This is a genomic window from Pseudomonas jilinensis (assembly GCF_003586265.1).
In the GTDB taxonomy this organism is placed as follows: Bacteria; Pseudomonadota; Gammaproteobacteria; order Pseudomonadales; family Pseudomonadaceae; genus Halopseudomonas; species Halopseudomonas phragmitis.
In genome coordinates, this window is sequence record NZ_QJSA01000008.1 from 186,759 (window position 1) to 208,278 (window position 21,520).

At 58.9% G+C, this 21,520-nt stretch carries 21 protein-coding genes; 18 read left to right on the top strand and 3 right to left on the bottom strand.

The window, feature by feature from the left end:
• Positions 1-126: 126 nt before the first annotated feature.
• From C2846_RS10640 to C2846_RS10680, 9 genes are all read left to right on the top strand, one after another.
• Positions 127-2,838, top strand: a complete 2,712-nt coding sequence (locus C2846_RS10640; protein ID WP_119701419.1) for a protein kinase domain-containing protein — start codon at positions 127-129, stop codon at positions 2,836-2,838.
• Positions 2,839-2,899: 61 nt separating this feature from the next.
• Entirely contained in the window at positions 2,900-3,943 is a 1,044-nt protein-coding gene (locus C2846_RS10645; RefSeq protein ID WP_119701420.1) for a linear amide C-N hydrolase, read from the top strand.
• Positions 3,944-4,099: 156 nt separating this feature from the next.
• Positions 4,100-4,669, top strand: a complete 570-nt coding sequence (locus C2846_RS10650; protein WP_080050884.1) for a TetR/AcrR family transcriptional regulator — start codon at positions 4,100-4,102, stop codon at positions 4,667-4,669.
• 10 nt (positions 4,670-4,679) lie between these two features.
• The gene (locus tag C2846_RS10655) at positions 4,680-4,967 is read left to right on the top strand and encodes a YciI family protein (RefSeq protein ID WP_080050885.1); all 288 of its coding nucleotides are present in this window, start codon (positions 4,680-4,682) and stop codon (positions 4,965-4,967) included.
• A 21-nt stretch (positions 4,968-4,988) separates the two neighbouring features.
• On the top strand, positions 4,989-5,348 hold the full coding sequence (locus C2846_RS10660; protein ID WP_080050886.1) for a DUF1304 domain-containing protein: 360 nt from the start codon (positions 4,989-4,991) through the stop codon (positions 5,346-5,348).
• 143 nt (positions 5,349-5,491) lie between these two features.
• Complete coding sequence (locus C2846_RS10665; RefSeq protein WP_080050887.1) at positions 5,492-6,469, top strand: NAD(P)H-dependent flavin oxidoreductase; 978 nt, start codon at positions 5,492-5,494, stop codon at positions 6,467-6,469.
• Between the two features lie 314 nt (positions 6,470-6,783).
• A complete protein-coding gene (locus C2846_RS10670; RefSeq protein ID WP_119701421.1) occupies positions 6,784-7,704 on the top strand; it encodes a hotdog family protein in 921 nt (306 codons plus the stop codon).
• Between the two features lie 199 nt (positions 7,705-7,903).
• Positions 7,904-8,221, top strand: a complete 318-nt coding sequence (locus C2846_RS10675) for an HPF/RaiA family ribosome-associated protein (RefSeq protein ID WP_080050889.1) — start codon at positions 7,904-7,906, stop codon at positions 8,219-8,221.
• Positions 8,222-8,452: 231 nt separating this feature from the next.
• Positions 8,453-10,189: a hypothetical protein gene (locus C2846_RS10680; protein ID WP_131038216.1), complete on the top strand. Its 1,737-nt coding sequence runs from the start codon at positions 8,453-8,455 to the stop codon at positions 10,187-10,189.
• Between the two features lie 16 nt (positions 10,190-10,205).
• On the opposite strand, the gene C2846_RS10685 is transcribed toward C2846_RS10680, so the two are convergent.
• The 3 genes from C2846_RS10685 to C2846_RS10695 all read right to left on the bottom strand — a co-directional run bounded on the left by C2846_RS10685 (position 10,206) and on the right by C2846_RS10695 (position 14,168).
• Positions 10,206-11,213: an asparaginase domain-containing protein gene (locus tag C2846_RS10685; RefSeq protein WP_080050891.1), complete on the bottom strand. Its 1,008-nt coding sequence runs from the start codon at positions 11,211-11,213 to the stop codon at positions 10,206-10,208.
• Complete coding sequence (locus C2846_RS10690) at positions 11,210-12,613, bottom strand: aspartate ammonia-lyase (protein ID WP_119701423.1); 1,404 nt, start codon at positions 12,611-12,613, stop codon at positions 11,210-11,212. Before C2846_RS10690 ends, C2846_RS10685 begins: the two co-directional genes overlap by 4 nt.
• Positions 12,614-12,689: 76 nt before the next feature.
• A complete protein-coding gene (locus C2846_RS10695; protein ID WP_080050893.1) occupies positions 12,690-14,168 on the bottom strand; it encodes an alanine/glycine:cation symporter family protein in 1,479 nt (492 codons plus the stop codon).
• Positions 14,169-14,329: 161 nt separating this feature from the next.
• Here C2846_RS10695 and C2846_RS10700 point away from each other — a divergent pair, with 161 nt between their 5' ends.
• From C2846_RS10700 to C2846_RS10740, 9 genes are all read left to right on the top strand, one after another.
• Positions 14,330-15,157, top strand: a complete 828-nt coding sequence (locus tag C2846_RS10700) for a helix-turn-helix domain-containing protein (RefSeq protein ID WP_205890177.1) — start codon at positions 14,330-14,332, stop codon at positions 15,155-15,157.
• A gap of 1 nt (position 15,158) precedes the next feature.
• Positions 15,159-15,560, top strand: a complete 402-nt coding sequence (locus C2846_RS10705) for an SRPBCC family protein (protein ID WP_119701424.1) — start codon at positions 15,159-15,161, stop codon at positions 15,558-15,560.
• Positions 15,561-15,622: 62 nt separating this feature from the next.
• The gene (locus C2846_RS10710; protein WP_205890191.1) at positions 15,623-16,246 is read left to right on the top strand and encodes a P-loop NTPase family protein; all 624 of its coding nucleotides are present in this window, start codon (positions 15,623-15,625) and stop codon (positions 16,244-16,246) included.
• Positions 16,247-16,429: 183 nt separating this feature from the next.
• Complete coding sequence (locus C2846_RS10715; protein WP_080050895.1) at positions 16,430-16,852, top strand: MAPEG family protein; 423 nt, start codon at positions 16,430-16,432, stop codon at positions 16,850-16,852.
• A gap of 157 nt (positions 16,853-17,009) precedes the next feature.
• Complete coding sequence (locus C2846_RS10720; RefSeq protein WP_119701425.1) at positions 17,010-19,196, top strand: OsmC domain/YcaO domain-containing protein; 2,187 nt, start codon at positions 17,010-17,012, stop codon at positions 19,194-19,196.
• Positions 19,197-19,729: 533 nt separating this feature from the next.
• The gene (locus tag C2846_RS10725) at positions 19,730-19,996 is read left to right on the top strand and encodes a hypothetical protein (protein WP_119701426.1); all 267 of its coding nucleotides are present in this window, start codon (positions 19,730-19,732) and stop codon (positions 19,994-19,996) included.
• 106 nt (positions 19,997-20,102) lie between these two features.
• Positions 20,103-20,282: a hypothetical protein gene (locus tag C2846_RS10730; protein ID WP_119701427.1), complete on the top strand. Its 180-nt coding sequence runs from the start codon at positions 20,103-20,105 to the stop codon at positions 20,280-20,282.
• 58 nt (positions 20,283-20,340) lie between these two features.
• A complete protein-coding gene (locus C2846_RS19150) occupies positions 20,341-20,505 on the top strand; it encodes an HNH endonuclease (protein ID WP_420849043.1) in 165 nt (54 codons plus the stop codon).
• Between the two features lie 89 nt (positions 20,506-20,594).
• Positions 20,595-21,383: a hypothetical protein gene (locus C2846_RS10740; protein WP_165443808.1), complete on the top strand. Its 789-nt coding sequence runs from the start codon at positions 20,595-20,597 to the stop codon at positions 21,381-21,383.
• Positions 21,384-21,520: the final 137 nt, after the last annotated feature.

Sequence of the window (21,520 nt, forward strand, 5' to 3'; positions counted from 1 at the left end):
TCAGGCATTGACCCGGCGGCTTTCTGGGGTAATATCCGCGGCTGACCAGGGAAAGCTCAGCCGCCACAACGCCAAGGAGTCAGGCATGTCAGCACACTCGGCCACCCGCACCAGCGGTCTGCCCCGATGACGGCAGAGCAGCGCAACGGCCACTATCATCTGACCTTCGCCGATGGCCGCCGGGAGCCCGTACACCTGCGGGCCAAAGCGCTCAATCGCGGCGCCGATGGCGCCATCTACCGCTCGCCGGACGGACGTTTCGCCTTCAAGTTCTACCACGAGCCCGGCAAGGATCCCGAACGCCGTACCAAAGTCTGGGAAATGATCCTGCACCCGCCTGAGGACAGCCAGGCCGACCATTTCGCCTGGCCCTGCGCCCTGATCAATGACAGTGCCGGGCGTTTTGTCGGTTTTGCCATGCCGCTTCTGGATATCGCCAGCTATGCATCGCTCGACCCGCTGCTCAGTGGCCGTGGACGCCAGCGCGAGTCGCTGCCCGACGACAACAGCTTTCGTCTCAAGGTTGCGATCAACCTGGCCAAGCGGGTGGCCGAACTGCATGCAAAAGGGCACTGCATCATCGACCTGAAGCCGGCCAACCTGCTGGTACACCGGCACACAGGCGATATTGCCGTGGTCGATTGCGACGGTTTTGCCGTGCGAGGCAATACCCAATTCTTCCCGGCTCACCAATTCACGCTTGGCTTCATCGCCCCCGAAGCCTTTCGCGCCAGCCAATCCCCGCAAGTGCTACGTCAGGCTCAGGACCAGTTTGCCCTGGCGGTAATCCTGTTCAAACTGCTCAACAACGGCCTGCATCCGTTTCAGGGCGTGCCGGCCAAGGGGCGTGAGCTTCCAAGCGACAACCAGAACCGTATTGCCGGCGGCTTCTACCCTTATGGGCTGCGCCCGCACGCCGACATTGGCCCGTCACCGTGGAGCGTGCATCGCAATTTCCCCAAACCCCTGCGCAACGCCTTCGATCACAGTTTCAACTCGTCCAGACGCCCTTCGGCCGATTACTGGGTCGAATTGCTGCAACAGGCGCTGCAGCATCAGGTTCGCTGCCAACGCAACCCAGACCATGCCCACTGGGGCAAGCAGTGCCCGCATTGCGCACTGCAAAACCAGCGGGTCGTCGTTCCACCAGCGCAATCAACACCAAGACCACGGCGAGCCGCCAGGACACAGAATCCCCAGGCGGCGATACCACTCAATACCGTTTTCACCGGCCACCAACAGACGCATGTACAGGTGCAGTGGCATATCAACCCGGCGCCATCAAACCAGCCATACGTCACCGCACAAATTCTGCGCTGGCGCAGACGCATCCAGTGGTTACAACGGGCCGGCGCTGCCTTGCTGGCATTGCTGGCCCTGTACTGGCTAGTGCAACTGTTCTATGACCCCGGCCCCGCCCTGCCAGAGGCCGTAGCCAAGGTCAGCGTGCTTAAACCAAGCTATCGGACCGACGACAGAGTACGGTATGCCGATCAGCGCCGCGCCTACCCAGGCTCGTACGCCAACAGCCAGCCGGTGTTGATTCCCCACCACCGTTTGGGCCGGTTCGACACCCCCGAGCGCCTACCGGTGCTGCTCAGCAGACCAGCCAGTAGCGACTATGCCAACAACAGCCGGTTCGGATTTCGCCTGGATCAGCTCAACACCCGGACCAAACGCAGGAATACCAACCTCGACACCACCACTACCCGCCCCGTGAATCTGGCCAATCTGAGTCTTGGCGACTGGCAGGCTGATCACAACGGTGCAGGGATCTTCAGCTACGGCTGCAACCCGCAGCTGTTATGCCATGAAGTGCTGTATCACAACGGTCGCGGCTCACCGATCAGCTTCAGCTTTCCCACCCAATCGGCGAGTAGCCGGGCAACGCCTCAGAAGCTCCTGCCCTGGCGCTTCAACCTCAGCCCAGATGGCAACTTCATGGCAATGGCCAGCGGCCAACAGGTAGTGCTCTACAAAACCGACCAGCCCGATCGCCCGCTGGCGAGCCTGGACCTGCGCCAAAGCCTGCACAATTACCGTGTCGACGCCCTGTCATTGACACACGGCGGCTCGCGGATATTTGTCAGCCTGTCGCAGTCAGACCGCCATATTTCATACCCTGCCGAACTGATCGAGCTTGAGCACACCAGCAAGGGGCTGGTTCTGGTGAGCATGTTCCAGCGCCGTGCCATCCATGAAGGCATCGAAACGCCTGCCGCCTTCCACAGTATCGACGCGGCTGGCAACACCCTGGCTCTGGCCGACTATCGATTGCGCCATCACGACGGCAGCCTCATATCTGGTCGGTACAACAGAGGGACCCTGGGCTATCCCGGCATCAGCATCTGGCGCCGTAACCAGCAGGGCCGCTGGCAGTACAGCCACCGTATAGACGGCATGGATCTGTTGACTCGCGAACCTGTCCAGGTAACCCGCCCGTTGCCCGCAACCGCGTACAGCACCCAGAGCATCATGGCCCACGGGCCTCTGGGCAATCACGGCCAGCCACATCTGGCAATGCAGCTCAGCCCTGACGGCAAGCATTTGCTCACAGGGCTGCAACTGGAACATCACAACAACAGCGTCTACGCCAATGCCTACCTGTTCAATGTGCAGGCTGAAGAAGCCAAGCTGCTGGCCCGCCTGAGAGAAAAGATCGACACACCGCGCAGTGACATGCATATCACCTACGGCGACATCCGCCTCTCCAATAACGCCAACCATATTGCCCTGGGCCTGTTCAGCTACCACGAAAAGCGCAACGGCCCACTGACCCAAGCCTACAAGCTCAGAATCTACGACCTGCAGGAGCTGACCGGCAAAGGACCGCTCTGAACAGAGTTCGATGCACTACACTGAGAAGCTTGGAAAACAACCGCAGAAAAGGATAGTTCGCATGAAACCTACCCGCCTGAACTACGCTCTGGCCTGGGCCTTGTCACTCCTGCTCGTCGGTGCCGCCGACGCCTGCACCCGAGCCGTCTACCACGGCCCAGACGACCTGATAATCACCGCCCGCTCAATGGACTGGAAAGACGAAATCCCGGCCAACCTGTGGCTGTTCCCTCGTGGCCTTCAGCGTCACGGCGCCGTCGGCCCCAGCTCAGTCACCTGGACCTCCCGCTACGGCAGCATCGTCGCCAGCGCATTTGACATCGCCAGCGCCGATGGCATGAACGAGAAAGGGCTAGTCGCCAACCTGCTGTGGCTGGCCGAAGCCCAGTACCCTGAGTTCAGCGACGGCCAGCCCGGTCTGAGCATCGCCGCCTGGGTTCAGTACGTACTGGATAATTTCGCCACGGTTGAAGAAACCGTCGAAGCCCTGCGAGCCGAGCCATTTGTGGTCGTCGCCAGTGACATCCCCGGCACCGACCGCTTTGCCACCCTGCACCTGTCGATCTCCGACGCCAAGGGTGACAATGCCATCTTCGAGTACATCAACGGCAAGCTGGTGATTCACCACGGCATGGACTACCGGGTGATGACCAACTCACCGATCTTTGAGCAGCAACTGGCGCTCAACGCCTACTGGCAGAAGATCGGCGGCACCACGATGCTGCCCGGCACCAACCGTGCCGCAGATCGTTTTGCCCGCGCCTCGTTTTATATCGACGCCATCCCTAAAACCAGCGACCGGCAAGTGGCTGTGGCCAGCGTTTTCAGCGTAATCCGCAACGCTTCGGTGCCGTTCGGCATTTCCTCCGAAGCCGAGCCGAACATCTCATCAACCCGCTGGCGTTCGGTAGCCGACCAAAAACACCTGACCTACTACTTCGAAACCGCCCTCACCCCCAATACCTTCTGGGTCGATCTGAACAAACTCGACATCAGCGCAGGCGCGCCAGTCAGACGCTTGCAGGTTGCCAATCACGAAAGCTATGCCGGCGAAACCTCGGCTCAATTCCAGCAAGCCAAACCCTTCGAGTTTGCCGGTCTGTAACCTGGCCGGGCCGGAATCAACCCGCTTCCGGCCTGGGTCAGTGATCGTCCTGTTTATCGCCAAACTTGACTTATAGGACAACTGACCTATTCTTTGCTCAACATTTAGGACATCTGTCCTAACAACACCATCAAACAGTCAGGACAGCGCCTGGACATGCCGCACAAAGCCACCCGCGAACAGATCGTTGCCGCCGCTGATCAGTTGTTCTATCAGCAAGGTTACGAGTACACCTCGTTTGCCGACATTGCTGCCGCAGTCAGTATCTCCCGGGGTAATTTCTACTATCACTTCAAGAGCAAGGACGACATCCTGGAAGCCGTTATCCGCCTGCGCCTGGGCAACACTCAGGCCATGCTTGAGCTCTGGGCCAGCCAGGGCAAGACCGCCCAAGAGCGCGTGCGCTGCTTCATCCAGCTACTGATCCGCAACCGCGCCAAGATCGCTCTGTACGGCTGCCCGGTTGGCACCCTCTGTGGCGAACTGGCGAAACTCGAGCATCCCGCCCTGAATGACGCCAATCAGTTATTCCGCCTTTTCCGCCATTGGCTGCGCCAGCAGTTCGAGTCCATGGGCCATCGCGACCAGGCCGACGCTCTGGCCATGCACCTATTGGCCCGCAGCCAGGGTATCGCCACCCTAGCCCAGGCATTTCAAGACCAGGCCTTCATCGAGCAGGAAGCCGAGCAGCTCGATATCTGGCTCACACAGCTCGGCACCCACTAGAGGCTGCGCCATGTTCATCATTTTGCTGCGTTTTGGCCCCAACCGTGCTCAGGCCGGCCAGTTCATGCCGGACCATAAGGCCTGGCTCAAACAGGGCTTCGACGACAACATATTCCTGCTCAGCGGCAGTCTTCAGCCCAATCAGGGAGGCTGCATCCTGGCCCAGGGCGACAGCCTGGAAAGTGTGCAGGCCTGTGTCGAGAAAGACCCATTCGTAGTTCACGGCATAGTCACGGCGGAGATTCTTCAGATCAGCCCGCACCAGGCTGCCGAATCCATGCAGTTCCTACTCAACTGACACCCCACCCGGAGCTTTACCATGACCCTGCTTGCCACCATCGTCGTCATTCTGATCGCCTTGCTGCACGTATATATTCTGGTGCTGGAAATGTTTCTCTGGGACAAGCCTGCCGGGCTTCGCGCCTTTGGCAACAGCCCTGAGCAGGCTGCGCAAACCAAGGTGCTGGCAGCCAATCAAGGGCTGTATAACGGCTTTCTGGCCGCAGGACTGCTCTGGGGTGTGCTGCAAGGAGCAGAAGGCCTGGAATTCAAGGTGTTTTTCCTGCTGTGCGTAATCGTCGCCGGGGTCTACGGCGCCTACAGCGCCAGCCGCAAGATTCTATTCATCCAGGCGTTGCCAGGGCTGATTGGCTTGGGACTGGTACTGTTCAGTCATTAACACAGCCATCCGCTGCATGCCTGGAAGGCCTGAGGTTTACTGTCTATAAACCGCCTGAATACCCCGTTAATGTGGTATTTGTCGGTACCACGCGCCTACACTTTTGCTGGATTTCTAACCCGGTCATTCTCAGCAGAGGCCCCATGAAAACACGCATCACCGAACTCTTTGGCATCGAGCATCCAATCATTCAGGGCGGCATGCACCACGTTGGTTACGCCGAACTCGCCTCGGCAGTCGCCAACGCCGGTGGCCTGGGGATGATCACCGCCCTCACCCAGCCCAACCCCGAGGCCCTGGCCAACGAAATCCGCCGCTGCCGGGAAATGACCGACAAGCCTTTCGGCGTCAACCTGACCTTCCTGCCGTCGGTCAACACCCCGGACTATCCCGGTTATATCGAGGCGATCATCAAGGGTGGCGTCAAGGCCGTGGAAACCGCCGGCAACAACCCGCAGAAATACCTGCCGATCCTCAAGGAGCACGGCATCAAGGTGATTCACAAGTGCACCGCCGTGCGTCATGCGCTCAAGGCCCAAGCCATTGGCTGTGATGCCGTGAGTGTCGACGGCTTCGAGTGTGGCGGCCACCCCGGCGAAGACGATGTACCCAACTTCATCCTGCTGCCGCGCGCCGCCGAGGAGCTGGACATTCCCTTCGTAGCTTCCGGTGGCATGGCTGACGGCCGTTCACTGGCCGCCGCCCTGGCCCTAGGCGCCGAAGGCATGAACATGGGGACTCGTTTCATTGCCACTAAGGAAGCCCCGGTACACGACAACGTCAAACAGGCGATTGTTGCCGCCAGCGAACTGGACACCCGGCTGGTCATGCGTCCGCTGCGCAATACCGAACGGGTACTGAGCAATGCCGCTGTCGAACGCCTGCTGGAAAAAGAGCGCAAGCTCGGCGCCGAACTCAAGTTCGCCGACATTGCCGAGGAAGTTGCCGGTGTTTATCCGCGCATCATGAAAACCGGTGAAATGGACGCCGGCGCCTGGTCCTGCGGCATGGTCGCCGGCCTGATCCGTGATGTGCCCAGCGTACAGGAACTGATCGAGCGCATCATGACCGAAGCCGAAGGCATCATCCGCCAACGCCTGGCCAGCATGATCAACCGCTGATCATGCGGACACGCCCCATGGATCGCCACGGCGCTACGCGCCTCGCGATGACGGTGCGGTGGTGCGGGGTGAGCGCACAACGTCCCGTCACAATCCCGCGTCATTGCGAGCGCAGCGCGGCAATCCAGCCGGCACACCCCATGGATCGCCACGGCGCTGCGCGCCTCGCGATGACGGTGCGGTGGTGCGGGGTGAGCGCACAACGTCCCGTCACAATCCCGCGTCATTGCGAGCGCAGCGTGGCAATCCATGCAGGCTAAATTTCACACCACCGGCCAGTTACCTGCCGGAGATCAGCAAACAAGGAACCACTCATGAATTTCGACACACCGCTCTACCTCTGCGGCCCGCTGCGCGAGCCCAAGCAGATGCTGGCCGATCAGGAATACAGTGGCCATACCTCGATCCATGACGACGCCATGGCCGAAAAACTCGGCTTCAAGGCCGGCCCAATTGAAGGCCCGACCCACTTCAGCCAGTTCACCCCGCTGCTGGCCGAAATCTGGGGCCAGGCCTGGTTCGAACGTGGTTGTTTCTCCAGCCATTTCCTGAACATGGTGGTCGAGGGTGAGCAGGTGCGCGCCTTCGTCGAACGCCCGGCCCCGGGGGCTACGCGCGTGCGCTGCTGGGCAGAAAAAGCTGACGGCACTCCAGTGCTGGAAGCCAGTGCCAGCCTTGGCCCGGATGATGGCCCGAGCTTGCTCGACGAGCGTATGGCCAAACTGCGCGCCCCGGAGAAGCTGGTCATTCTGTCAGACCTGAGCGTCGGCATGAAAGGCGCAGTAGACGAGCCGGTCCGCATGGACCCTGACCAGCACATGGGCAATCTGTATCCGTTCTCGCTGAATCAGAAGCTTGAACGCATCACCGAAAATTCGCCCTGGTACTCCGATCCGGCAAGCACTCCCTGGGGCCGGGCGATCATTCCACTGGAAATGGTCAGCGTACTGGCCGAATACAGCAGCAAGCTGGCGCAATTCCCAGTCAAACAGCCGGTCATCGGCCTGTTTGCCGACCAGGAAATCCGCATGATTGACGGCCCGCTGTTCGTTGGTGAAGACTACCTGATCCGCCGCGAAGTAGTGGCTCTGTCGGAAAGCAAGCGCACTGAGTCCTACTGGGTTCGCTCACGCATCTATGACGCCAGCGGCACCACCCTGAAAGCCGAAATGCTGCTTAACCACGCCACCCTCAAGCATTCGTACGCCAACTACGAGGCCGAAGCCAAGGCCTGAGTCAGAAACACCAGCGGCGGCCAAGGCCGCCGCTGGGATACCTCAAACCAATATCTCAGACGGCTAACCGCGTTTTCTGCTCCAAGCCCCCCTGGCTTCTCCCCGCCAAAGACTTCTTCAATCGAGCCTGCCATGCTAGGCTTTGCCTCGGTTGCGAGAAGCGCCCCAGGACTCACCAATTGCCACCAAAGGAATGCCAATGCAAATTCAGATCAACACCGACCGCAATATCACCGGTGACACCCGCCTTAGCGAAACCATCGAAGCCGAGCTGCGCAACAGCCTGGCCCGTTTCAGCGATCAGATCACCCGAATCGAACTGCACCTGCGCGACGAAAACAGCGCTACAAAATCAGGCTCCGCCGACAAGCGCTGCCTGCTTGAAGTCCGCCTGGCCGGACAGAACCCCGTCACCACCCAGGACACTGCCGAGCATGTGATGCAAGCAGTGACCGGCGCCGCCGAAAAAATGGTGCGCCTGCTGGAAACCCAGCTCGGAAAGCTCTCGCGCCACTAAGCACCGCCTGAGCCCTGGCATTACTCGCGCTCCGCTGATTGGCCTGTTCGCCAGGCCAATCATCCAGCGCGTATCAGCCCCCATATCCGCCAGACCTATTGCCGCCCCTGTGCGCCTGTCCCGGCCCCTTGTTCTGACGAACCTGCTCCCATGACGACACAACGTATTGCCCTGATCATCCTGTTCGTACTGGCCCTGAGCCTGGGCGCTGGCTGGGCTAGCTGGACCTATTTGTTTAGCGAAGATATCGACAAGGCCCGGACTGCGGCCCTGGAACACGTACGCGCGCTGCACGATGAACAACTCAAAGCCGAGCTTCGGGCGCAAATCAGCTCGTTGTACTCTCTCAAGCGCAGGGCCCAAACGCTGCCCGGCGAATCCTATCGAACCGAGTATATTGACGACCAAACCACCATTTTGCGGCAGCAGCCAGACTTACAAGAGCTGACACGCGCCTGGCTGGAGGGCACCGTCTTCGACAGCTACCCAGGACGCAACGACACGATCCGGATGCTCACAAGCAACATGCCCTTCTCTCTGCGCTACAACTCCGAGCTGCAGTTTCCCTATAGCCTTGAATGGCACTCCATCACCCTGGACAACGGCCAGGTTCTGGAGGCATTGGACAGTTCAGCCCGTCCCGACGGTATCTGGCTGCACAAGTGGACAACGTTTAACCGCCTTGACCTGAAATACCCGCAAGACCAGGACGACCGCCCCGCCCCGGTAACCATGAACGGCAAGGCCGAGGTGGTCATTCCTCGCAGCATCCGGCTTTTTCACTTTTCCAAATCCGAAGTCGGCACCACCCAACAGGACGGCAACCTCAGCGTCAAACTGCTGTCCGTTGGCGACAACCACGCCGAAGTCGAGCTGATCAACCGCCACCCGCCTGCCGCAAACACGCCTGAATGGGCGCTCACCCCCATGTCGGTTCACGCCCAGGACCATACAAACCGCTACCTGGCCACACTAGGCAGCCTCAAGGCAGACCAAGCAGAAATGCGGCTTTACGAACGGCAGTTGCGTGCCGCCATGAAACAAAGCGCCTACCAGGAAAGCTTTTTCAATGAGCAACACGCCGAGCGGCTCGCATTCAAACGCATGCAGCGCAAGTATCGCCACAAGATTTATTTCAGGGGCGGTGTTGAGAACATCACGGTCATCGCACTCGATCTGTCGGATATCACACTCCACCTGCAAGACCTGATGGCACCGGTCTACCAGCTTGAGTCGCGGGTCAAGGACCTGGAGTTTCGAGCCTATCCAGCTCCCACCGTCATCCATGACGAAAGCCTGCCGGCGTACCTGAGCGACTATGACATCAGCGAAGAAGAACAGCGCCAGCGCATTAGCTTCTTTCAGGAGGCGGAATCGTCTCGTAACGCAGTGATCCGGTTCGACAATGGCGCCCCCTTCAACTGGCGTGTCGCCGGCAGGACCAACAACCCAGTCAACTTCTACTCACGAAGCGAATCAGGGGCCAGGGAGCCGATTCAGGACGTCAGTCAGCATGCGTTCAGTATCAACATCTACGACCAGAACATCCGCTACTATCTCCCCAACTTCAGCAACAGGCAGCGTCCAGCCTATGCCAGTGGCACCATGCCGCTGGTTCGGCCAGTGGTGAAGCGGTTCGAGTATGCGGCAGATGCCCTGCCTGAAAATCTTGAGCTCAAGGACAACGCCCTGCTGATCCAGCTACACGACTATCCGGAACAGCGCTGGCGGTTTTACGCCAGGGACAGCAACGGCAAGTACCTGCTGCAGATGTTCGAAGCCAGCCACACGGGCGATGACAGCAAGCCGCTCTACAAGGCCCTGTACTTCTATGGCCAGCCGGCCAGCATCGATGCTTACTTCCTGGCTGAGGTTCACAGGCTGAATTACGATTTTGATATCGAACTCAGAGAGCCCGAGCATCCCTGCTATGCCTCTGACCACATCATGATGGCGGGCTGCCTGTAAACCGAGCCGCCTGCTATCAGCCCTGCTCCCCGCACAGCGACCGGGTCAGCAACGCTGCCAACCGCTCGCCGCTGTAGCCCAGCGCCAGCAGCACATGCAGCTTGGCGAAAGCCGCTTCGGGGGTCAGATCGTTGCCGGGGATCACGCCAATGCGGTTGAGCGCAGCGCCCGTGGCATAGGCGCCCTGGCTGACCTGGCCCTGATAGCACTGGCTGATATTGAGCACGCTGATACCGGCCTGCACCGCCCGCTGCAAGCTATCCATCAACGCCTTGTCGGCATCCGGCGGGTTGCCGACCCCATAGGTCGCCAGCACCAGCCCCTGCAAGCCAGGGCTGGCCAGCACCGCATCGAGCAAACTGGCCGGCATGCCCGGATAGACATTGAGCACCGCCACCCGACTGGCATCGAAGGCTGGAATCCGAAAATCCGGCTCGCCCTTAGGCAGCAGCAGATCATCGCGCAGATGCAGGTCAATACCCACCTCGCCCAGCCAGGGCGCATTTGGCGAGTCGAAGGCATCAAAGCCGGTGCTGCGCACCTTGCGCGCACGGTTACCGCGCAGCAGACGGCCGCGGAAGTAGATGCACACCTCGTGAACGCGGCCACTGGCGGCCAGGATCAGCGAGGTGGCGAGATTATCCAGCGCGTCCGTGCGCGGCTGCGCCAGCGGGATCTGCGAGCCGGTCAGGATCACCGGCTTGTCACAGCCGCGTAGCAGAAAAGACAGCGCCGACGCAGTGTAGGCCATGGTATCGGTGCCATGCAGCAGCACGAAACCGTCGTAGTTGTGCCATTGCTCAACCACAACCCCGGCAATACGCGCCCAGTCGGCCGGCACCAGATTGGCGCTGTCGATCAGATGCTCCAGCTCGATCAGATCATAGTCGGGCAAGGCCTCGGCGCCGTCGTCCCAATGCGCGTGCAAGCGCCCGGCAAAGCCGGGCATCGGCACATAGCCGTCGGCCGACGGCAGCATGCCAATGGTGCCGCCGCAATAGACGATCAGCACCCTGCCCTTCACGACACCACTCCTGCCGGTGCCAGCATGGCCCGTGGGCTTAGCAAACGATCCAGCTCCAGCTCTTCCAGCAACCCTTCGCCAAGCACCAGTTCGCGCACGGTGCTGCCGCTATGCAGTGCCTCGGCAGCGATGCGGGTAGCGTTGGCGTAGCCGATGCGCGGTACCAATGCGGTGATGATGCCGATGCTGTTGTCGACATGCCGGGCGCACTGCTCGGCATTGGCGCGAATGCCCTGGATGCAGCGCTCATCAAGCATGCTGCAGGCAGCTTCAAGCATCTTCATCGAGTTCAGCAGGTTGTAAACGATCAACGGCTCCATGGCGTTGAGCTGCAACTGCCCGGCCTCGGCAGCCAGGGTTACTGCCAGATCGCTGGCGATCACCTGATAGGCCGTCTGGTTGACTGCCTCGGGGATTACCGGATTGACCTTGCCGGGCATGATCGAGGAACCCGGCTGGCGCGGCGGCAGCAGAATCTCGCCAAGCCCGGTGCGCGGGCCGCTGGAAAGCAGGCGCAAGTCGTTGCACATCTTGCCGAGCTTGACCGCAAAACGCTTGAGAATCCCCGAAAACAGCACGAAGGCACCCATGTCCGAGGTAGCCTCAACCAGGTTGCTGGCCGACACGATCGGCTTGGCGGAAATCTCCGCCAGATACTTCACCGCCAGCGCCTGATAGCGTGCAGGCGCATTGATACCGGTACCGATCGCGGTACCACCCAGGTTGACCTCGCACAGCAGCCGGCTGGCCTCGTGCAGGCGATCAACGTCTTCACCCAGGTTGACGGCAAAGGCCTCGAACTCCTGGCCCAGCGTCATGGGTACCGCATCCTGCAACTGAGTCCGGCCCATCTTGACGATATCGGCAAACTCGCGGCCCTTGGCTTCCAGGCTGCCCTTCAAGCGGATAATCGCCTGCTCCAGAGGCTCGGCACAGAACTGCACCGCCAGACACACGGCAGTCGGATAGGCGTCGTTGGTCGATTGCGACTTGTTGACGTCGTCGTTGGGGTGCAGGTACTGGTACTCGCCCTTGGCATGCCCCAGCTTTTCCAACGCCAGGTTGGCGATCACCTCGTTGGCATTCATGTTGGTCGAGGTACCGGCTCCGCCCTGGATCAGGTCGACCACGAACTGGTCGTGCAGCGCCCCAGCGATGATGTCGTCACAGGCCGCGACAATCGCCTCGGCCTTGTGCGGCGCCAGCACCTCAAGATCGCGGTTGGCCAGCGCAGCGGCCTTCTTGACCATGGCCAGCGCGCGAATAAACGCCGGGAAATGGCTGATCGGCACGCCGGTAATGGCGAAGTTGTCCAGCGCACGCTGGGTCTGAATGCCATACCAGGCGTCAGCGGGCACCGCCAGATTGCCGAGCAGATCGTGTTCAATACGGGTGTTCATGATGGCGAGGGACCTCAGTGGGTATCACAGTGAACGGGAGGGGTGGCCCGCCCAGGCGGGCAGGCCGTTGGATGGATCAGGAAAGGGTTTCGCGCGGCTGGGCCAGAGCGGCGCTACGCTGCTGCAGGCGCTCGATATCCTCGGGCTCCAGCACCCAGGCCGCTGGATCAACGTTCATGTCGCGGAACTTCTCAGCCTCGAAGATCGGCTGCTCGACACCCTCGGCAATCTGCCGGTCGTAGTCCTTGAGAATCCGCAGACCCGGCTTGAACAGCGCCACCAGAGCAATCAGGTTGACCAGTGCCAGCAGGCCCATGGTCACATCGGCAAAGGCGAACACAGTGCCCAGATCGGTGGTCGCACCCCAGCACACCAGACCAATGGTGATCACCCGGAAGCCGTTGAACAGGTTCTGGTTCGAGGTATTGAAGAAGTTGATGCTGTTCTCGCCCAGGTAGTAGTTGTACAGCACGGTACTGAAGCCAAACAGCAACAGCGCGATACTGACGAAGCTACGGCCCCAGTCACCGACGTGATCAGCCAGTGCCGACTGGGTCAGCGCCACACCGCCGATGTCAGCCAGCGCCGCCGGATCGTAGATGCCGCTGAGCAGAATGATGAAGGCGGTGCAGGAACAGATGATGATGGTGTCGATGAACACCGAGAACGACTGCACCACGCCCTGGTTGGCCGGGTGCGGCACATAGGCCACCGCCGCTACGTTGGGCGCACTGCCCAGACCGGCCTCGTTGGAGAACAGGCCACGCTTGACGCCCATCATGATCGCCGCGCCAATGCCACCACCGACGACCTGCTCCAGACCGAAGGCGCTCTTGACGATCAGTACGATCACATCAGGAATCAGGCTCAGGTTCATGCCCAGTACGACCAGGGTAATCAGCAGGTAACCCACCGCCATGATCGGCACCAGGAACTCCGCTACCCGGGCAATTCGCTTGACCCCACCGAAGATGATCAGACCGGCGATCATCGCCAGACCAATGCCAGAGTAGAACACCGGAATATTGAAGGCGTCATTCAGCGAGGTCGCCACCGCATAGGATTGCAGCGCATTGAAGCCGAAACCGAAGGTCACCAGCAGCAGTACCGAATAAACCGCTGCCATCCACTTCCAGCGCGGCCCCAGCCCCTTGGAGATATAGTGCGCCGGACCACCACGATAGGTGCCATCCGGCTCAGCCTGCTTGTAGGCCTGGGCCAGGGAACATTCAAGGAAACTGGTGGCCATACCTATCAGGCCGACCATCCACATCCAGAAGATCGCGCCCGGACCACCCAGCGTGATCGCCACGGCGACACCGGCGATATTACCGCCACCCACCCGGCCGGCAATCGACAGCACCAGCGCCTGGAATGAGCTCAAATGGCCGTGTTTATTGCGCTGAAACGCCTGACTGGCGCCCAATACGCGGAACATGCGAGTGAAATAGCGGAATTGAACGAAACGCGAAGCAACAGTGAAGCCGACACCGACGATCAGCAGCAGGGCTATCAGGACCTTGCCCCACAGCAGGTCATTGAGTAAGTCCAGCATGGCAGTCTCCGTGGTTGTTGTTGTAGGAAGAGATGCATTTAAACAACCCGACGGCGCTGTTAGAATTTTGCTTTCTAGCGTCAAAGTGGCGCAAACTGTCGCTGTTAGCGCATCAAATCGCGCTAGCGCAAACTGACGCACATGAACACGGAAACCGCCTGATGAGCGACCCCGGACTGCATGACGATCTGGCCCAGAACCTGAAGCTGCTCTGCAGCTACTACAAATCCATCGCCGAAGTCTGCCGGCGCCTGGATATCAACCGCCCACAGTTCAACCGCTACCTCAGCGGTCAGCACAAACCCTCCGCCAACACCCTGCGCCGTCTGTGTGAATTCTTTGGGGTCGAGGTGCAGGAAATTTTGCTGCCGCACGAGCAGTTCGAACGGCTGGTGCAGGTTCGCCCGCGTTACGAGCGCAGCACCGTCGATGCCGCCGGCACCGTACTCGAACATCTCGACCAGCTAGGCAAGACCAGCGGCGAACTGGAGCGCTACCTGGGTTACTACTTCGAGTACTACCTGTCGATGTCTACCCCCGGCAAACTGCTGCGCAATCTGGTCTGCCTGGAGCGGCGCGACGATCAGGTGGTGTTCCAGCGTACCGAACGCATGCAACCCAGCCCCGCAGAGCCGCCCTATCACAACCGCTATCAGGGCATCGCCTACCTGCTGGCCGACCGCCTGTTTCTGGTCGACTATGAAACCCTCAACCGCCGCGAAATCACCCAGACCATCCTGTTCCCCAGCTTTCGCAACCGGGTTACCCGGCTGACCGGGCTCAAGGTCGGCGTCTCGGACAACAGTCAACGCATGCCCTGCTGCGCCCGTGTGCTATATGAATACCTCGGCCCCAGCGTGCGTCTGCGCAAGGCGTTCAGCCTCTGCGGCCTTTACGACAGCCAGGACCCGCGCATCGACCAATCGATCCGCGAAGCAGTCAGCAACGACATGCTCCCCGGCCAAACCCTGTTCCAGGCAAGGCACTGACATGACCCCGGTCAAACACATCAGCATCAGCATCAACCGCCCACCCGCCGAGGTTTACGCTTGGGCCGGTAACCCGCTTAACCTGCCCCAATGGGCCGCCGGCCTGGCCCGCTCGCAGGTCAGCCAAGACGGTGACAGCTGGCAAGTCCAGGCCCCCTTCGGCCGCGTGCGCCTGCGCTTCGCCCCGGCCAACGACTTCGGCGTCATGGACCACGATGTCGAACTGGAAACCGGCGAAGTCGTCCACAACCCCATGCGCGTAGTCCCCAACGGCACCGGCAGCGAGTTCATCTTCACCCTGATCCGCCAACCGGGCATGACCGATGCACAATTCGAAGCCGACGCCCAAGCGGTGGCGGCAGACCTGCAAACATTGAAAAGGCTATTGGAAGCACAAGGCTAAAAAGCAGCGCCGCCGGCTGCCAGAGGCCGGCCGAAGCAAGCCTGCAGACTTCAGGAGCCACCATGAAAGCCATACTGCTAGGCAATGCCGGCGCCGGAAAAAGCACTCTGGCCAGACAACTGATCGGCGAACGCCCGATAGCCCGCCTCTCGCTGGACGAAATTGCCTGGGACGAAGGGCCCGAGCGCAAACCGCTGAGCGAAAGCCTGGCCCTGCTGCACGAGTTCATCGGGCAACATGAGCACTGGGTGATCGAAGGCTGTTACAGCGACCTGATTGAAGCGGCCCTGCCCCACTGCAGCGAACTGCGCTTTCTCAACCCTGGCACCGACACTTGCATCGCCCATTGCCGCAGCCGGCCCTGGGAGCCAGAGAAATTTGCCTCGCCCGAGCAGCAACAGGCCATGCTCGAATACCTGATCGACTGGGTTGGCAGCTATGCCAGTCGCGACGATGAATACGGCCTCCAACGCCACCGCCAACTGTTTGAGCGCTTCACCGGCCCCAAGGTCGAATACCTCAGCCCCGCCAGCAACCCCGCGCCCTGGCAGCTCTACCGTATCGACGACAACGGCAACGAAATCACCATGCAACGCTTCAGCGACTACAGCGAGGCCGAATGCACCCGCCAGGACTTCGAACAACGCGGCCACAAGCAGACCTACCTGATCAAAGCCAGCCCCTGAGCCTCCCAGGATCTCTACCGAGGTCTCCCACTCCCATCAAAGCACCACCCCCTGGGAGCCTGGAGCATCTGCTCCAGGACACAAACGCTTCAACACGGCGCAAGTGTGTCTCACACCAATCGAACAAAAACACCTACACTGCTGCAGCAACGCCCACAACAACCAAAAACAAGGCCAACACGCATGACCCTGAACTCCATCTTTCTCCCGATCGTCGTCCAAACCCTGCTCATCCTGTGGCTCTACATCCTGCTCAACCTGCGCAAACAGCGGGCCGCCAGTCAGGGCCAGGTTGATGAAAGCCGCCGCGCGCTGTTCGATGACGCCTGGCCTGAGTCGGTAATCAAAGTCAACAACTGCATTCGCAACCAGTTCGAGTTGCCGCTGCTGTTCTGCGTTCTGTGCATCACGTTGTCGATCCTCAATGCGGTCGGCTGGCTGGCGCTGGCTTGTGCCTGGCTGTTTGTCGCCAGCCGGATTGCGCATGCCATCGTCCACACCGGCTCCAACATCATCATGGTGCGGCGACGACTGTTCATGATCGGCACCGTGCTGGTACTGATCATGACCGTCCTGCTACTGCTACGCCTGCTCGGCCTGTATTAGGCCAGCCCCCGCATAAAACTCGCAGCCGGCCCCTGTGTGTGTCGCGCTCCCGCGCGACACCTCACCTCCCCAAAAGTACCCCCCAGCGCGTTTTTATGAGACCATCGCGCCCCCTGAAAGCCCTACGCACGTACAGCCAACCCCCGGTAAGCCGCCCATGGAAATCAAAGTCAATTATCTCGACAACCTGAGACTTGAAGCCAAGTTCGACGACTTTACCGTCATTTCCGACCAGCCCATCCGCTACAAGGGTGACGGCTCGGCGCCCGGCCCGTTTGACTACTTCCTGGCCTCCTCGGCCATGTGCGCAGCCTATTTCGTCAAGGTCTACTGCAACACCCGCAACATCCCGACCGACAACATCCGCCTGTCGCAGAACAACATCGTCGACCCCGAAGACCGCTACAAGCAGATCTTCAAGATCCAGGTCGAGCTGCCCGAAGACATCAGCGAAAAAGATCGCCTGGGCATCATCCGCTCCATCGACCGCTGCACCGTGAAAAAGGTCGTGCAGGCCAGCCCCGACTTCCAGATCGAAGTTGTGGAAAATCTCGACGAAGACGCCCAGGCCCTGCTGACCCTGAACCCAGCCAGCGACAGCCAGACCTATATCGAAGGCAAAGACCTGCCGCTGGAGCAGACCATCGCCAACATGACGGCAATCCTCGCCGAACTGGGGATGAAGATCGAAATCGCCTCCTGGCGCAACATCGTGCCGCACGTCTGGTCACTGCACATCCGCGATGCCGCCTCGCCCATGTGCTTCACCAACGGCAAGGGCGCAACCAAGGAAGCCGCGCTGTGCTCGGCACTGGGCGAATTCATCGAGCGGCTGAACTGCAACTTCTTCTACAACGACCAGTACTTCGGCCAGGACATCGCCAACAGCGCCTTCGTACACTACCCGAATGAAGAATGGTTCCAGCCCGGCCCCAACGGTGAACTGCCCGACGGCCTGCTCGACGACTACTGCCTGGCCATCTACAACCCCGAAGGCGAACTGCTCGGCACTCACCTGTACGACACCAACTCCGGCACCCCGGAGCGCGGCATCTGCGCCCTGCCCTTCGTACGCCAGTCCGACGGCGAAGTGGTGTACTTCCCGTCCAACCTGATCGAAAACCTGTACCTCTCCAACGGCATGAGCGCCGGCAACACCCTGCCCGAAGCCCAGGTACAGTGCCTGTCGGAAATCTTCGAACGCGCAGTGAAAAAGGCCATCATCGAAAACGAACTGGCCCTGCCCGACGTACCCGACGAAGTGCTGGCCAAGTACCCGCATATCCAGGAAGGCATTCAAGCGCTGGAAGCCCAGGGCTTCCCGGTACTGGTCAAGGATGCCTCGCTGGACGGCCAGTTCCCGGTCATGTGCGTAACCCTGATGAACCCAAGAACCGGCGGCGTGTTCGCCTCCTTCGGCGCCCACCCGAGCTTTCAGGTCGCACTTGAGCGCAGCCTGACCGAACTGCTGCAAGGCCGCAGCTTCGAAGGCCTGAACGACCTGCCAGCGCCGACCTTCAACTCCATGGCGGTCAGCGAGCCGAACAACTTCGTCGAACACTTCATCGACTCCAGCGGCGTAGTGTCCTGGCGCTTCTTCAGCGCCAAATCCGAGTTCGAATTCTGCGAATGGGACTTCTCCGGCACCAGCGAGGAAGAAGCCGCCACCCTGTTCGGCATCCTCGAAGAACACGGCCTGGAAAGCTACATGGCCGTCTTCAACGACCTGGGCGCCCCGGTCTGCCGCATCCTGGTGCCCGGCTACTCCGAGGTCTACCCGGTCGAAGACCTGATCTGGGACAACACCAACATCGCCCTGCAGTTCCGCGAAGACATCCTCAACCTGCACCACCTGAGCGACGAGCAACTGGCCGCCCTGCTGGAACGCCTGGAAGACAGCGAACTCGACATCTACATGACCATCATCACCCTGATCGGCATCGAGTTCGACGAAAACACCGTCTGGGGCCAGCTCACCATTCTGGAACTGAAACTGCTGATCCAGCTCGCCCTCGGCCAGCACGAAGCCGCGCTGGAAGGCGTGGAAACCTTCCTGCAATACAACGACAACACCGTCGAGCGCCGGCGCTTCTACCAGGCCATGCAGGCCGTACTGGAAGTCACCCTGGACGACGAACTGGAACTGGACGACTACCAATACAACTTCCAGCGCATGTTCGGCGCAGAGACCCTGGACGCCGTCATCGGCTCAGTCAACGGCAGCACCCGCTTCCACGGCCTCACCCCCACCAGCCTGGCACTGGAAGGCCTGGACAAACACCAGCGCCTGATCGACAGCTACCAAAAACTCCACCGCGCCCGCGCCCAAAAAGCCGGCCAATAAACAACCCAAGGCCCCAACCTCGGGGCCTTACCCCAAAAGCTTGCACCTGAGCCTACACCTGGGAGCCTGGAGCATCCGCTCCAGGCAACCCCCAAGCCCCACTACCCCAACACGCCCCACTCCCAACCACCAGCTCACCTGGGAGTGTCGTGCGCCTGCGCGACACAAAACCCACCACACCACAAAAATGGCCCTTGGCCTCCACGCCATAACGGTTTATCTTCAAACCATCATCGACAAGGAGGTCAGCATGGCCCAGCAAGGACACGTCCCACACCCCAGATCACCTGCACGCGATCAAACACCAACGCCTGTGCTTAAGCCTATCCTAATGATTGGGCAAAAAGACGATGCGGCACTAATACGGCTGGGCTAACGGAGGAATTATAACCTCATGAATATGAAGATATTTTTGGGCCAGCACAAGACACATCCCTGCGTACTATATCGAAGAAACTGTTATGCATTAGTGCAGCGTGCGATCTAATCACTGTTACATGCATCAAATTAAAATAACCAGTCGAGGTTGAGTTATGGCAAATGAAGTTGAAGTTGAAATTAAGATCCTCAAAGAAGGCGATGAGATTATAGGCCTTTGGGAGAACAGAATACTAGTAAGACATAAAGATGGGAGTGCGGAGTTCTTTATTCTAGATATAGATGAAAATGGCTATCCTCGACTGAGCAATAAAACATGGAAAATAACGAAAGGTGACGGTGAGATTCATATCAGCAAAAAGGTAGAAAAGGAAAAGAAAGGATCTAAAGGTAGTAATCCGCCAAAAGTAATTACATTTTAAGGCGGTCGTTATGGCATGTTCTAAGTGTGGTAAAACTGGGCATAATGCTAGGTCTTGTCCAAATGGCCCGAGTGAAGAAAAGTCTATTGTAGGTGGACGAGATCGCATGATCATTGCGATTGACAACACAGATGAAGAAAGTCTACATGAAATAGCCGCGGCAGTTATGAAGGCGAAGCGGAAAATTGCTCCAAATGCCCGTGGAACGATAGTTATTGGCGATGAGAGATCACTTCCACATAAGGTACTTCAGCTTTTAGAAAATAAAGAGGCGGATGATGAGTAAGAAAAGACCGCCGGGTCATGTCAAAGCTCAGAAAGAAGTTAAAGAACGAGAAGGCTATATGTGTTTACGCTGTGGTGGTGTTTACAAAGATGCTCATGGGCATCACCTGCTTTACTATAGCGAGGGAGGTCCTGCTAACTATCACACCATGGCAACGAAATGTCCTGAATGCCACAGAAAGTATCATGCTAAAAAAGCAAACATAGACATAATTCGCTTCTAGCATGTAACAAGTTGCTGCACGCGGAAAAATTACTCGCTACGCTCCCAATTTTCCGGTGAGCAAAGCGTTACAAAGCATAGGAGAGAGCAGTGTCATCTAAAATTGAATCCATGAAAAAGGAAGTCCGCTCTCTTGTCGCCAGAGGCAATCACCTGTATCTGGCCATGCTTGACGATGTTTCTGGCTTGCCTGATGAGATAACTAGCCAACTTAAAGAAAACAAGATAAAACTTCCCAATTTCACAAGCGATTATGATTCTTGGTACTCGGAATCCCTCGCTTTGATCAAGCAACTATTGCCTGATCGTCTTGAAGATTTTAAGAGGCAGTACAAGGACGAAAAAAGAAAGGAAATTTCGTTTCTTACCTACGGTATATCGGACTATTTATATGGCCTCAGAACAACAAGGGGTTATCAGCAGGAAGTTGTAGCAGACAAATCAGCGGCCGTAGGAAAAATGCAGGTGCAAAATTCGATCTTAGCCGCTGTGGAGAAACGCCTAGATAGTTCGCTTTTTGACATTCAGGAAATATTGCAAGCAGACCTTTTTGATTCCGAACTTGGCGCAGCACAAGAACTAGCAAAAAAAGGTTTCGTTCGTGGTGCTGGGGCAATTGCTGGTGTGGTCCTAGAGAAGCATCTTGGCCACGTCTGTGATATGCATAATCTTAAGTCACGAAAGAAGCATCCGTCTATTTCCGACTTTTATCAGTTGCTGAAAGAGAACGATGTAATAGACACTCCGAAGTGGAGGTTCATTCAGCATCTTGGCGATTTGCGGAATCTGTGCGATCACAGTAAGGATAGGGAACCTACAAAAGAGGACGTGCTAGAGCTCGTCGAAGGCGTTCAAAAAGTGATCAAAACGGTGTTCTGAGAATGCTTTGTAACAAACGGCTGCACCGGACAAATTTTCGCTGTCACCTTTTGTGCAAAGGACCGCACAAAAGCCGCCATCAAAAATCTGCTCGGTGAGCCGGGCGTTATGCAACCGAGTTACCCACGGAGAGTAGA

What these genes read in the sequence shown, in the direction of transcription:
- C2846_RS10640 (WP_119701419.1), top strand. Translation starts at nt 127, where the DNA reads ATGACGGCAGAGCAGCGCAACGGCCACTATCATCTGACCTTCGCCGAT.
- C2846_RS10645 (WP_119701420.1), top strand. Translation starts at nt 2,900, where the DNA reads ATGAAACCTACCCGCCTGAACTACGCTCTGGCCTGGGCCTTGTCACTC.
- C2846_RS10650 (WP_080050884.1), top strand. Translation starts at nt 4,100, where the DNA reads ATGCCGCACAAAGCCACCCGCGAACAGATCGTTGCCGCCGCTGATCAG.
- C2846_RS10655 (WP_080050885.1), top strand. Translation starts at nt 4,680, where the DNA reads ATGTTCATCATTTTGCTGCGTTTTGGCCCCAACCGTGCTCAGGCCGGC.
- C2846_RS10660 (WP_080050886.1), top strand. Translation starts at nt 4,989, where the DNA reads ATGACCCTGCTTGCCACCATCGTCGTCATTCTGATCGCCTTGCTGCAC.
- C2846_RS10665 (WP_080050887.1), top strand. Translation starts at nt 5,492, where the DNA reads ATGAAAACACGCATCACCGAACTCTTTGGCATCGAGCATCCAATCATT.
- C2846_RS10670 (WP_119701421.1), top strand. Translation starts at nt 6,784, where the DNA reads ATGAATTTCGACACACCGCTCTACCTCTGCGGCCCGCTGCGCGAGCCC.
- C2846_RS10675 (WP_080050889.1), top strand. Translation starts at nt 7,904, where the DNA reads ATGCAAATTCAGATCAACACCGACCGCAATATCACCGGTGACACCCGC.
- C2846_RS10690 (WP_119701423.1), bottom strand. Translation starts at nt 12,613, where the DNA reads ATGAACACCCGTATTGAACACGATCTGCTCGGCAATCTGGCGGTGCCC.
- C2846_RS10695 (WP_080050893.1), bottom strand. Translation starts at nt 14,168, where the DNA reads ATGCTGGACTTACTCAATGACCTGCTGTGGGGCAAGGTCCTGATAGCC.
- C2846_RS10700 (WP_205890177.1), top strand. Translation starts at nt 14,330, where the DNA reads ATGAGCGACCCCGGACTGCATGACGATCTGGCCCAGAACCTGAAGCTG.
- C2846_RS10705 (WP_119701424.1), top strand. Translation starts at nt 15,159, where the DNA reads ATGACCCCGGTCAAACACATCAGCATCAGCATCAACCGCCCACCCGCC.
- C2846_RS10710 (WP_205890191.1), top strand. Translation starts at nt 15,623, where the DNA reads ATGAAAGCCATACTGCTAGGCAATGCCGGCGCCGGAAAAAGCACTCTG.
- C2846_RS10715 (WP_080050895.1), top strand. Translation starts at nt 16,430, where the DNA reads ATGACCCTGAACTCCATCTTTCTCCCGATCGTCGTCCAAACCCTGCTC.
- C2846_RS10720 (WP_119701425.1), top strand. Translation starts at nt 17,010, where the DNA reads ATGGAAATCAAAGTCAATTATCTCGACAACCTGAGACTTGAAGCCAAG.
- C2846_RS10725 (WP_119701426.1), top strand. Translation starts at nt 19,730, where the DNA reads ATGGCAAATGAAGTTGAAGTTGAAATTAAGATCCTCAAAGAAGGCGAT.
- C2846_RS10730 (WP_119701427.1), top strand. Translation starts at nt 20,103, where the DNA reads ATGATCATTGCGATTGACAACACAGATGAAGAAAGTCTACATGAAATA.
- C2846_RS19150 (WP_420849043.1), top strand. Translation starts at nt 20,341, where the DNA reads ATGTGTTTACGCTGTGGTGGTGTTTACAAAGATGCTCATGGGCATCAC.